This window comes from Streptomyces sp. NPDC126499, from assembly GCF_040302485.1.
Taxonomy (GTDB): Bacteria; Actinomycetota; Actinomycetes; order Streptomycetales; family Streptomycetaceae; genus Streptomyces.
Map to the genome: position 1 here is coordinate 98,296 of NZ_JBEOUO010000024.1, position 12,015 is coordinate 110,310.

General features: G+C 71.5%; 10 protein-coding genes and 5 tRNA genes. 3 read left to right on the top strand and 12 right to left on the bottom strand.

From position 1 onward, the window contains the following. Positions 1-4: 4 nt before the first annotated feature. Entirely contained in the window at positions 5-1,429 is a 1,425-nt protein-coding gene (gene leuC / locus ABTZ91_RS28355; RefSeq protein ID WP_352080057.1) for a 3-isopropylmalate dehydratase large subunit, read from the bottom strand. A 140-nt stretch (positions 1,430-1,569) separates the two neighbouring features. Here leuC and ndgR point away from each other — a divergent pair, with 140 nt between their 5' ends. Further along, entirely contained in the window at positions 1,570-2,286 is a 717-nt protein-coding gene (gene ndgR / locus ABTZ91_RS28360) for an IclR family transcriptional regulator NdgR (protein ID WP_128977462.1), read from the top strand. Positions 2,287-2,416: 130 nt separating this feature from the next. Here ndgR and ABTZ91_RS28365 read toward each other — a convergent pair. The 11 genes from ABTZ91_RS28365 to ABTZ91_RS28415 all read right to left on the bottom strand — a co-directional run bounded on the left by ABTZ91_RS28365 (position 2,417) and on the right by ABTZ91_RS28415 (position 7,061). After that, a tRNA-Glu gene (locus tag ABTZ91_RS28365) sits at positions 2,417-2,492 on the bottom strand. Positions 2,493-2,509: 17 nt separating this feature from the next. Next, positions 2,510-2,581, bottom strand: a tRNA-Gln gene (locus ABTZ91_RS28370). Between the two features lie 18 nt (positions 2,582-2,599). Beyond that, positions 2,600-2,675, bottom strand: a tRNA-Glu gene (locus ABTZ91_RS28375). A gap of 88 nt (positions 2,676-2,763) precedes the next feature. Further along, positions 2,764-2,836 (bottom strand) — tRNA-Glu (locus ABTZ91_RS28380). Positions 2,837-2,877: 41 nt separating this feature from the next. Beyond that, a tRNA-Gln gene (locus ABTZ91_RS28385) sits at positions 2,878-2,949 on the bottom strand. A 96-nt stretch (positions 2,950-3,045) separates the two neighbouring features. Beyond that, entirely contained in the window at positions 3,046-3,768 is a 723-nt protein-coding gene (locus tag ABTZ91_RS28390; protein ID WP_352080058.1) for an HAD family hydrolase, read from the bottom strand. A gap of 31 nt (positions 3,769-3,799) precedes the next feature. Continuing rightward, the gene (locus ABTZ91_RS28395) at positions 3,800-4,171 is read right to left on the bottom strand and encodes a hypothetical protein (protein WP_352080059.1); all 372 of its coding nucleotides are present in this window, start codon (positions 4,169-4,171) and stop codon (positions 3,800-3,802) included. After that, positions 4,168-4,431, bottom strand: a complete 264-nt coding sequence (locus ABTZ91_RS28400; protein ID WP_352080060.1) for a hypothetical protein — start codon at positions 4,429-4,431, stop codon at positions 4,168-4,170. Before ABTZ91_RS28400 ends, ABTZ91_RS28395 begins: the two co-directional genes overlap by 4 nt. 108 nt (positions 4,432-4,539) lie before the next feature. Next, positions 4,540-6,015 carry a glutamate--tRNA ligase gene (gltX, locus tag ABTZ91_RS28405; protein ID WP_352080061.1) on the bottom strand — a complete coding sequence of 492 codons (1,476 nt, stop codon included), beginning with the start codon at positions 6,013-6,015 and terminating at the stop codon, positions 4,540-4,542. Beyond that, entirely contained in the window at positions 6,008-6,793 is a 786-nt protein-coding gene (locus ABTZ91_RS28410) for a fumarylacetoacetate hydrolase family protein (protein WP_352080062.1), read from the bottom strand. The genes gltX and ABTZ91_RS28410 overlap by 8 nt, the downstream gene beginning before the upstream one ends. 79 nt (positions 6,794-6,872) lie before the next feature. Beyond that, positions 6,873-7,061 (bottom strand): hypothetical protein, encoded by a 189-nt coding sequence (locus ABTZ91_RS28415; RefSeq protein WP_352080063.1) that lies wholly within the window; start codon positions 7,059-7,061, stop codon positions 6,873-6,875. Between the two features lie 582 nt (positions 7,062-7,643). Here ABTZ91_RS28415 and ABTZ91_RS28420 point away from each other — a divergent pair. Then, a complete protein-coding gene (locus ABTZ91_RS28420; RefSeq protein WP_352080064.1) occupies positions 7,644-11,393 on the top strand; it encodes a nitrate- and nitrite sensing domain-containing protein in 3,750 nt (1,249 codons plus the stop codon). 9 nt (positions 11,394-11,402) lie between these two features. Beyond that, complete coding sequence (locus ABTZ91_RS28425; protein ID WP_030496942.1) at positions 11,403-11,816, top strand: roadblock/LC7 domain-containing protein; 414 nt, start codon at positions 11,403-11,405, stop codon at positions 11,814-11,816. The last annotated feature ends 199 nt before the right edge of the window (positions 11,817-12,015 follow it).

Consider the following 12,015-nt stretch of genomic DNA (forward strand, 5'->3'; position numbering starts at 1 on the left):
TTCCTCAGACCCCCGCGGGCGTAGCGACGTCGGACAGATCGGCCGGGGAGGCCAGGTGGCCCAGGACGGCGGTGGCGGCGGCGACCTGGGGGGAGACCAGGTGGGTGCGGCCGCCCTTGCCCTGCCGGCCTTCGAAGTTGCGGTTGGAGGTGGACGCGGAACGCTCACCCGGGGCCAGTTGGTCGGGGTTCATGCCCAGACACATCGAGCAGCCCGCGTGCCGCCATTCGGCGCCGGCCTCCTTGAAGACCCTGTCCAGGCCCTCCTCGACGGCCTGCAGGGCGACCCGGACCGAGCCGGGGACCACCAGCATGCGCACGCCGTCGGCGACCTTGCGGCCCTTCAGCAGGGAGGCCGCGTTGCGCAGGTCCTCGATGCGGCCGTTGGTGCACGAGCCTACGAAGACGGTGTCCACCTTGATGTCGCGCAGCGGCTGCCCGGCGGTCAACCCCATGTACTCCAGGGCCTTTTCGGCGGCGAGGCGCTCCGAAGCGTCTTCGTACGAAGCCGGGTCGGGGACGTGTCCGGAAAGCGGGGCGCCCTGGCCCGGGTTGGTGCCCCAGGTGACGAAGGGGGCCAGCTCGGAGGCCTCGATGACGACCTCGGCGTCGAAGACGGCGTCCTCGTCGCTCTTCAGCGTCTTCCAGTACGCGACGGCGGCGTCCCAGTCCTCGCCCTTGGGCGCGTGGGGGCGGCCCTCGAGGTAGGCGAAGGTGGTCTCGTCGGGGGCGATCATGCCCGCGCGGGCGCCGGCCTCGATGGACATGTTGCAGATGGTCATCCGGGCCTCCATCGAGAGCTTCTCGATGGCGGAGCCGCGGTACTCCAGGACGTAGCCCTGGCCGCCGCCGGTGCCGATCTTCGCGATGATCGCCAGGATCAGGTCCTTGGCGGTGACGTCCTCGGGCAGCTCGCCGTTCACCGTGATCGCCATGGTCTTCGGGCGGGCCATGGGCAGCGTCTGGGTGGCCAGGACGTGCTCGACCTGGCTGGTGCCGATGCCGAAGGCCAGGCCGCCGAAGGCGCCGTGCGTGGAGGTGTGCGAGTCGCCGCAGACCACGGTCATGCCGGGCTGGGTCAGGCCCAGCTGCGGTCCCACGACGTGGACGACGCCCTGCTCGACGTCGCCCAGCGGGTGCAGCCGGACGCCGAACTCGGCGCAGTTCTTGCGCAGGGTCTCCAGCTGGGCCCGGGAGACCGGGTCGGCGATGGGCTTGTCGATGTCGAGGGTCGGGGTGTTGTGGTCCTCGGTGGCGATGGTGAGGTCGAGGCGCCGCACCCGCCGGCCGCTGAGGCGGAGCCCGTCGAACGCCTGCGGGCTGGTCACCTCGTGCAGCAGGTGCAGATCGATGAAGAGGAGGTCGGGCTCGCCTTCGGCGCGCCGGACGACGTGGTCGTCCCAGACCTTCTCCGCGAGTGTCCTACCCATCGCTTTCCCTCCGGCCGGCGGCTGCGCCGGCACTGCTAGAGACCCGTTTCGCGGGCCGTTGTGCGGCCGCCTCACCAGAGTGACGGGTTCCTCGGAAAATTGAACTTGCGTTTCACAGAGTGAGACGTGAATATCGTTGCATGGACAACTCTAGCGGCGTAGGCGTTCTCGACAAGGCAGCCCTTGTCCTGAGCGCCCTGGAGTCCGGTCCGGCCACCCTCGCAGGTCTGGTCGCGGCGACGGGACTCGCACGACCCACGGCACACCGACTCGCCGTGGCACTGGAACACCACCGGATGGTGGCCCGCGACATGCAGGGCCGGTTCATCCTCGGACCGCGGCTCGCGGAGCTCGCCGCCGCGGCCGGTGAGGACCGCCTGCTCGCGACCGCCGGGCCGGTGCTGACGCATCTGCGCGACGTGACCGGGGAGAGCGCGCAGCTCTACCGGCGCCAGGGCGACATGCGGATCTGCGTGGCGGCGGCCGAGCGGCTGTCCGGACTGCGGGACACCGTCCCGGTCGGCTCCACGCTGACCATGAAGGCCGGCTCGTCCGCGCAGATCCTCATGGCCTGGGAGGAGCCCGAGCGGCTGCACCGCGGCCTTCAGGGCGCCCGTTTCACGGCGACGGCCCTGTCGGGCGTGCGGCGCCGCGGCTGGGCCCAGTCGATCGGCGAGCGGGAGCCCGGCGTGGCGTCCGTCTCCGCGCCCGTACGCGGCCCCTCGAACCGCGTGGTGGCCGCCGTGTCGGTCTCGGGCCCGATCGAGCGTCTGACCCGCCACCCGGGCCGTATGCACGCCCAGGCGGTCATCGACGCGGCCGCGCGCCTGACCGAGGCCCTGCGCCGCAACGGCTGATCCTTCTCTGCTCTCTCTTCACCTGTACGTCCCCGGCCCACCGCTCCAACGCCGCAGCGGTGGGCCGGAGTTGTGTCCGCAACGGCAGACAGCGAAGAAGCCCTCCCCCGAAGGGAAGGGCTTCTTCGTTTGGTACCCCCGACCGGATTCGAACCGGCGCTACCGCCTTGAGAGGGCGGCGTGCTAGGCCGCTACACAACGGGGGCAAGATCTTGAAGATCCGCTGGCCTACCTGGACTCGAACCAAGACTAACTGAACCAGAATCAGTCGTGCTGCCAATTACACCATAGGCCACTGGTGGTTTAGACCAGTTGGTACCCCCGACCGGATTCGAACCGGCGCTACCGCCTTGAGAGGGCGGCGTGCTAGGCCGCTACACAACGGGGGCCCTAGCGATCCCATCCGGCGCCTGAGCGCCGGATGATGTCACCGCGTGTTCACCGGGTGCGACCCTGGTGATCCGCAGGATGGATCTGTACCCCCGACCGGATTCGAACCGGCGCTACTGCCTTGAGAGGGCAGCGTGCTAGGCCGCTACACAACGGGGGCTTTGTGGATCATTATCCACGGTTGCAGATGAGCTCTGCGAGCTGGCCTACCTGGACTCGAACCAAGACTAACTGAACCAGAATCAGTCGTGCTGCCAATTACACCATAGGCCACCGGGGCGTGATCCCTCCGAAGGGGGATCTTGCTCTGGCTTGCGCTTTCGGGGCTTTCCGGCCTTTCGGCCCGCTCCCCTCGGCGCAGGAAGAACATTACCCGAAGGTGTCCGGTGCTCCAAAACGGGTATCCCCGCGCAGCACTCCGGGCAGCTGGTGGAGGCCGGTGATCCTGGTCAGGCCCGGTCTGCCGCCCGTGTCGGCGCGGTCCAGCCAGATCCCCTTCAGGCCCGCGCGGGCCGCCCCGAGGGCGTCGATCTCCGGCTGGTCGCCCACGTACGCCACCTGCTCCGGCGGCAGGCCGAGCGCCGCGCAGGCCGCGTGGAAGGCCGCGGCGGCGGGCTTGGCCACGCCGAGCTCGGCGGCGCACACGACGGCCTCGAACCGGTCCCGTACGCCCAGCACGCGCAGCTTGCGGTCCTGGTTGCGGATGCTGGAGTTCGACAGCACCGCGTGGCGGTACTCCGCGGCGAGCAGGTCGAGCACCGGCAGGGTGTCCGGGAAGAGCTCCCAGGCGGCCTCGTAGTGGACCACGTACCGGTCGAACCAGTCGTCGGCCTCGGCGGCGGTCAGCTCGGGCGCGCCGAGGAAGTCGCGGACCCGGTTCCGCCGCTGGTCGAGGAAGTCGCCGCCCTCGGCCTCGAAGCGCCGCCAGTGGAGCTCCGTGAGCTCCTTCCAGCGCAGCAGGGCCTCCTCCACGGAGGCGTACCCGCCGAGCAGCCCCTCGGCCGCGAGGTGGGCGCGCATGCCGGCGCGGTCGGCGGTCGCGTAGTCGAAGATCGTGTCGTCGATGTCCCAGAGCACCGCGCGGATGGCCATGGCACGACGGTACCGCCGGGGCGGCTCCCGGTCAGGGCTTTCCGATGTCGACGGCCCACACGCCGGTGCCGTCGTAGGCCTCGGGGACAGCGGTCAGGATCTGCCCCTCGACGGACCCCGAGGCCGCCGCGTACACGGCGTGCGCGTGGCGCCAGTCGACACCCGCCGACACGGCCTGCTCGACGGCCGCGGTGGCGGCGAAGTCGAGCGGCAGGAACTCCAGGCCGGGGAGCGCCCCGGCGTGGGCGGCGATCCCCGGCAGTTCCAGGCTGGCCGCGAACAGACACAGTGCCGGGACGTGGGCCCGCTGCGCAGGATCGTCCACCTCGACGACGACGATCGAGGACAGCAGCCGATGGCCGCGCCCCAGCGCCACCATGGCGGTGTGGTCCAGGACGATCACCTACGGCTCCCCACGCGTCGTTCGGCGATGGCGCGGCGCCAGTCCTGTCCTTCCCGCACCAGGGCGTCGTCGAGCTCCGCCCCGAACTGCTCACGGACGTACGCGATCGCCTTGGCGGTCCGTTCGGCACGCTCGGCCTCGGTCGGAATGGCGGCGACCATCCGCTCGACGTAGGCGCGGGTGCTCAGCCCGCGCTCCTCGGCCAGCGTGCGGAGCCGGTCTCTTATCTCGTCACTGATCTTCAGGGTGGTGTCGGCCATACCGCGAGAATACCGATGAATACCGACCCGTGGAGAGACTTCCGCGGGGATATGCCCCGGGGGCGGCAGCCGTCGTGGCTGCCGCCCCCGGGGACGTGACGCTCGCGGTCAGGCGGCGAGCTTCGCCAGGGCCGCGTCGATGCGGGCGAGGGTCCTGTCCTTGCCCAGGATCTCCAGCGACTCGAACAGCGGCAGGCCGACCGTGCGGCCGGTGACGGCGACGCGGACCGGGGCCTGGGCCTTGCCGAGCTTGAGGCCGTGGGCCTCGCCGGCGGCGAGGACGGCGGCCTTGAGGGACTCGGGGTCGCTCCAGTCGGCCGACTCCAGCTTCTCGCGGGCGGTGGTGAGGAGGGAGGCGGGCTCGCCCTTCATCGCCTTGTCCCACGACGCCTGGTCGAAGACCGGCTCCTTCAGGAAGAGGAAGTCGACGTTGGCCGTAATGTCGGACAGGACGGTCAGGCGGGTCTGGGCGTGCGGCGCGATGGCCTCCCAGGCGGCCCGGTCGAAGTCCTCCGGGGCCCAGTTGGCGTGCGGGGCCTTCAGCCAGGGCTCGCAGGCCGCGGTGAAGTCCTTCACGTCCAGCATCCGGATGTGGTCCGCGTTGATCGACTCGGCCTTCTTGAGGTCGAAGCGGGCCGGGTTGGCGTTGACGTCCGCGATGTCGAACCGCTCCACCATCTCGGGGATGGTGAAGACGTCCTGGTCGGCGGAGAAGGACCAGCCGAGCAGCGAGAGGTAGTTCAGCAGGCCCTCGGGGAGGAAGCCGCGCTCCCGGTAGAGGTTGAGGGAGGACTGCGGGTCGCGCTTGGACAGCTTCTTGTTGCCCTCGCCCATGACGTACGGCAGGTGGCCGAAGGACGGGATCTCCTTGGCGACGCCCAGTTCGATCAGCGCCTTGTAGAGCGCGATCTGGCGCGGGGTGGAGGAGAGCAGGTCCTCGCCGCGCAGGACGTGGGTGATCTCCATCAGGGCGTCGTCGACCGGGTTGACCAGGGTGTACAGCGGGGCGCCGTTGGCGCGCACGATGCCGTAGTCCGGGACGTTGTCCGGGGTGAAGGTGAGCTCGCCGCGGACCAGGTCGGTGAAGGTGATCGGCTCGTCCGGCATCCGGAAGCGGACGATGGCGTCGCGGCCCTCGGCCCGGTAGACCTCGATCTGCTCGGCGGTGAGCTCGCGGCAGTGGCCGTCGTAGCCGGAGGGCCGGCCGGCGGCGCGGGCGGCGTCGCGGCGGTCGTCCAGCTCGGTGGTGGTGCAGTAGCAGTGGTACGCGTAGCCGCCGGCCAGCAGCTTGTCGGCGACGTCCTTGTAGATGTCCATCCGCTGCGACTGCCGGTAGGGGGCGTGCGGGCCGCCGACCTCGGGGCCCTCGTCCCAGTCGAGGCCCAGCCAGCGCAGCGAGTCGAGCAGCTGCTCGTACGACTCCTCGGAGTCGCGGGCCGCGTCGGTGTCCTCGATGCGGAAGACCATGGTGCCCTGGTGGTGCCGGGCGAAGGCCCAGTTGAAGAGGGCGGTGCGGACCAGGCCCACGTGGGGGTTGCCGGTCGGGGAGGGACAGAAACGTACGCGGACGTTCGCGTTAGCCACGCTTGATCACCCTGTTGGTGAGAGTGCCGATGCCTTCGATGGTGACGGCGACCTCGTCGCCGACGTTGAGGGGGCCGACCCCGGCGGGGGTGCCGGTGAGGATGACGTCGCCGGGGAGCAGCGTCATGGCCTCGGAGATGTGGACGACCAGGTCCTCGATGGAGCGGGTCATGTCGCTCGTACGACCGAGCTGGCGCTGTGCGCCGTTGACCGTGCACTGGATCGTGAGGTCGGCGGGGTCGAGGTCGGTCTCCACCCAGGGGCCCAGCGGGCACGAGGTGTCGAAGCCCTTGGCGCGGGCCCACTGGGACTCGCGCTTCTGGACGTCGCGGGCGGTGACGTCGTTGGCGCAGGTGTAGCCGAAGACGACGTCCTTGACCCGCTCGCGGGGCACCTCGCGGCACATGCGGCCGATGACCACGGCCAGTTCCGCCTCGTGGTGCAGCTCGTCGGAGAAGGAGGGGTACTCGATGGCGTCGCCGGGGCCGATGACGGAGGTGGTCGGCTTGAGGAAGGTCACGGGGATCTCGGGGACCTCGTTGCCGAGCTCCCTGGCGTGTTCCGCGTAGTTGCGGCCGATGGCCACGACCTTGTTGGGGAGGACGGGCGGCAGGAGCCGGACCTTGCTCAGCGGGACCTTGGTGCCGCTGAGCTCGAAGTCGGTGTACGGGATGCCCTTGATGATGTCGAGGACCAGGCCGCCGGACTCGACGGTCCCCTCCCCCTCGACCGCGCCGAAGGCGACGTTGCCGTCGATGGAGAATCTGGCGATGCGCACGCGTGCTGTCGCCCCTCACTTGCTACTGGCTGGAGTCTGACGCTCCAGGCTAACGCGGCAAGGAGGCCCGATCGCCGGATTACTCGGCGGGGCGGTAGGGCTCGGGCGCGGTCATCAGGATGGTGCGGCGCGGGTTGGCGGTCCGGCCGGGGAGCTCGGCGGCGTACTCGGGCCGGGCGCCTCGGCTCAGCTGCGCGGCGTCCTCCAGGTGGGCGAGGGTGGCGCGGCGGGGGTTGGCCGTGGTGCGGAGTACGGGCGTCGTCTTCATCGCGGTGTCGGACCCTTTGTCTGCGGTGGGGCGCGCCCGTGCGGGCGCGGTGGACGGGGTTCCCATTCTGTAAAGCGTCAGGCTAAACATGCAATTCCCTTCGAATGCATGGCGGATTCAACGAACTACGTGTGAGTTTGCTCACCATCAAGGGAGCAAACCGGGCATTACGCACCGCCACGCGAGGTGACCGAAACGGGCATTCCCCCACTGAACGCGCCATTCCGCTCCTGATCATGGCGACTGGGACACCCTCCGCCGTCCACCCCTTCGAGCGGATACGCCCGATTCCTCCGTGATCATGTTCTACGTGGGGTGACCTGGCGGGCACGCGTTGTCATGGCCTTCGCGCCACGCCCGGCGGACCTTGTTGGAGATCCGGCACTGTGCTGGAATTCCACGCACCGCCGCGGGTTTCAAGCCGGCGCGCAGGGGGCGCAACGCAGCGCCGGCCGAGTGGCGGGGATAGGGGGATCTGCGCCGGTCACCGACGACCACCACGGGGACGCACCGCGTCCCACACGCCGACACCGTCCTCTCCGTTCACGCGGAGGGACGCCTGGTCCAGAGGTTGCGACGCTAGTGCAGGGACGTTTCAAGAGGGATGGCACGGGCTCTTCCCAGGCCCGCAAGGGCCGAGGGGAAGCTTCGGCGGAGCAGGAGCCGCGTGCCGGGACCCAGCACGGCTCCCCGGCCCCGCACCCCCAGAAGCCGGGGAAGGGCGACGGCTCCGACGGTGCCGCGCGCGGTACCGCCGCGGACGCCGCCGCCGAGCAGGCCCCGCTGCCCAAGCTCCAGGCCGAGAACCAGGTCGGGCCCCGAATAGCCCTGCGCAACTGGCGCATCTCCACCCGCCTGGTCGCCCTGCTGACCCTCCCCGTGGTCGCGGCGACCAGCCTCGGTGGCATCCGTATCAACGAGTCCTTGCAGGACATCGAGCAGCTGGATCACATGCAGCTGCTCACCGAGCTGACCAAGGAAGCCACCAAGTTCGCCGAGGCCCTCCAGGAGGAGCGCGACCACTCCGCCGGTCCGCTCGCCAACGGCAAGTCGCCCGGCGACTACCAGGTCGACACCCCGCGCAAGAAGACCGACCGCGCCTACACGGCCTTCCTGGAGGCCACCAACGCGATCCCGGCGACCGAGGACGACGAGTCCCTGCGCAGCATCCGGCAGAACGTCAACCAGATCGCCTCGCAGGTCAACGAGCTGCACGGGATCCGCGCCGCCGCGTACAAGAAGAACGTCGCCCACTCGGTGACGGTCGAGGCCTACAGCCGGCTGATCCGCTCCCTGCTCAGCCTGTCCCAGGACATGGCGCAGGCCACCAGCAACCCGGAGATGATCAAGCGGACCCGGGCGCTCGCCGCGTTCTCGTCCGCCAAGGAGTACGCCTCCATCCAGCAGGCGATCATCGCCGCCTCGCTGCCCCCGAACGACAGCCGGGCCGCCCGGATCGAGCAGGGCGACCGCCTCTACGGCGACGCCGCGCTCAGCAGCGAGATCGTCGAGATCAAGTCCTTCAAGGCGATCTACGAGTCGACCGGCGGCGACGCCGAGGAGCTCACCGCCTCGCTGACCAACGGCAACCCCTCGATCGAGGCCGCCGACAACTACGCGCAGCGGATGCTGAAGTCCGACCGCGGCCTGCCCGACGTCAAGCGCGGTTACCTGAACTTCACCGACGAGTACGGCACCAAGATGCGTGCCATGAACACCATCGAGGCGACGCTGCTCGGCGAGATGGAGACCAAGGCGCGTGAGCTGCGCCAGGAGTCGCAGCGCGACGCCATCATCAACGGTGCGCTGATCCTCCTCGTCCTCGGCGTCTCGCTCGTCGGTGCCTTCGTCGTGGCCCGGTCCATGATCCGCTCGCTGCGCCGGCTCCAGGACACCGCCACCAAGGTCGCCCAGGAACGCCTGCCCGAGCTGGTCAAGCAGCTCTCCGAGACCGACCCGCAGGACGTGGACACCTCCGTCGAGTCGGTCGGTGTGCACTCCCGCGACGAGATCGGCCAGGTGGCCGCGGCCTTCGACGACGTGCACCGCGAGGCGGTCCGCCTCGCCGCCGAGCAGGCCCTCCTGCGGGGCAACGTCAACGCGATGTTCACCAACCTCTCGCGCCGTTCCCAGGGCCTCATCCAGCGTCAGCTCTCGCTGATCTCCGAGCTCGAGTCCCGCGAGGCCGACCCGGACCAGCTGTCCTCGCTGTTCAAGCTCGACCACCTGGCGACCCGTATGCGCCGGAACGGCGAGAACCTCCTCGTCCTCGCGGGCGAGGAGCCCGGCCGCCGCTGGACCCGCCCGGTCCCGCTGGTCGACGTCCTGCGCGCCGCCGCCTCCGAGGTGGAGCAGTACGAGCGCATCGAGCTGGCCGCGGTCCCCGCGACCGAGGTCGCCGGCCGGGTCGTCAACGACCTCGTCCACCTGCTCGCCGAGCTGCTGGAGAACGCCACCTCGTTCTCCTCGCCGCAGACCAAGGTCCGGGTCACCGGTCACGCCCTGCCCGACGGCCGGGTGCTCGTCGAGATCCACGACACCGGCATCGGCCTCTCCCCCGAGGACCTCGCCGCGATCAACGAGCGGCTCGCCTCGCCGCCCACCGTGGACGTCTCCGTCTCCCGCCGCATGGGTCTGTTCGTGGTCGGCCGCCTGTCCCTGCGGCACGGCATCCGGATCCAGCTGCGCCCCTCCGACTCGGGCGGCACCACCGCGCTCGTCATGCTTCCGGTCGACGTCGCCCACGGCGGCAAGAAGCCCGCGCCGAAGGCCGGTCCCGGCGGCCAGGGCGCCGCTGCCCAGGGCGGGTCCGCCCCGGGCGGCCGCCTCGCCGGCGCTCCCGGCGCGGCCGGCGGCCCCGGTGCCCCCGGCGGACGGCCGGGCGGAGCCCCGAACGCGCCGGGCGGCCGGCTCGGTGCCGGTGCGGCCCGTACGGCGCTGCCCGGCCGGGACGTCGCCCCGAACGGCCCGCAGGGCCAGGACGGTCAGGCCCCGGGCGGCCCGAACCTGTTCCAGGAGCGGCCGCAGGCTCCGGCTCCGGCCCAGGCCCAGGGACCGCAGACCGCGCAGCTGCCGTCCGTTCCGCAGGACCCGCAGCAGCGTCCCGGCCTCGGCGCGCCCGGCGGCCTGGTGGGCGGCGCGCAGAGCGCGATCCCGTCCCGTACGGACGTCTGGGGCGGCCGGCACAGCGCCCCGAGCGACGCCCGGCACGGCCAGAGCGGCCCGAACGGCGGTCAGGGCCCGCAGGCCCAGGCCCCGCAGGAGCCGCGCCCGGCCCAGAACGGCTTCCCGCGCGCCGAGCTCCCCGGCGGCACCTCCCAGCCGCAGCAGCCGCAGCGGCCGCAGGCCGCCAGCTGGGGCAGCAACGACCAGGCCCAGCCGGTCCGCAGGCCGCAGCAGGACATGACGCCGCTGGACGCGCCGCGCGGTCACGAGGAGCCGGCGAACCAGGGCCGTTACGCGCAGCCCGAGGGCCCCGGTTCCACCGGACAGTTCGCCCGGCCGGACTTCGCGTCGCCCCAGCAGGCGCAGCAGGCCCCGCAGGGCTACCAGGGCGGTGCCCAGGACCCGGCGTCCACCGCGCAGTTCCCGCGGCCGGACTTCGGGGCGCCCCAGCAGGCGCAGCGCCGGCACGCGGCCGGCGAGCCGCAGCAGGCGCAGCAGGCGCAACAGGCGCAGCAGCCCCGTCAGCCGCAGCTCCAGCAGCCGCGTCAGCCGGAGGCCCTGCCGCCGGCGGGCGCCGGTGACGGCCGTACCCCGCTGTACGACACGCTGGAGACCAACTGGTTCCGCCAGGAGCAGGGCCAGGGTCAGGGCCAGTCGCCCGCCCCGGCCGCGCCCCAGGACCCGTCGCGGGGCGTGCCGGACGCCGAGCGGACGATGCAGACACCCGTGGTCGCGCAGCGTCCCGGAACGACCGCCCCGCAGCGCCCCGGAACGAGCGCCCCGCAGCGCCCCGGAACGAGCGCGCCTCAGCGGCCCGGGACGGCCGTCCCGCAGCAGCCCGAGGCCGGGCGGCAGAACACCAACGGCGGGGCCGCCTGGCGGACCTCGCCCAACGACGAGCTGGTGCGCCAGGCCGAGCGGGTGCGCAAGCCCGCGGCCGGCGGTGTCACCACCTCCGGGCTTCCGCGGCGCGTGCCGCGGGCCAACCTCGTGCCCGGGACCGCCCAGGAGCAGGCCCACACGGCCGGCCCCCAGGTGTCCCGCGCACCCGACGACGTCCGCGGCCGGCTCACCAACCTGCGCCGCGGTATCCAGCAGGGCCGGCAGGCGGGCAACTCCACCACGGGTTCCTTCAATCTCGGTCCGACCCAGCAGCAGGAGCGATAGTTGAGCGCGATGAGCCAGGCGGCGCAGAACCTGAACTGGTTGATCACCAACTTCGTGGACAACACCCCCGGGGTGTCCCACACGGTGGTGGTCTCCGCCGACGGACTGCTGCTTGCCATGTCCGAAGGGTTCCCCCGTGACCGTGCCGACCAGCTGGCGGCGGTCGCGTCCGGGCTGACCTCGCTGACCGCGGGGGCGTCCCGGATCTTCGAGGGCGGGCCCGTCGCCCAGACCGTCGTGGAGATGGAGCGCGGCTTCCTCTTCCTGATGTCGGTCTCGGACGGCTCCTCGCTGGCCGTGCTCGCCCACCCGGAGTGCGACATCGGCCTCGTGGGTTACGAGATGGCGCTCCTCGTGGACCGGGCGGGCTCCGTGCTCACCCCGGACCTGCGGGCCGAGCTCCAGGGCAGCCTGCTCCACTAGCCCGGCTCCTCGTACCCGTATCCGAAACGACACGCCGCAGGGCGGTGCGCCCCTCCGCACCGCCCCGTACCGTTCACCGTCCGGCCGCCCCACCCGGCCCCCCCCCCGCCCCCCCAAAACAGAGACCCCCCCCGCGGGACCGCCGCAGGGTGTATTTAACCCCCCCCCCCCCCGCAACAACCACTACGCGCGCCGCTAG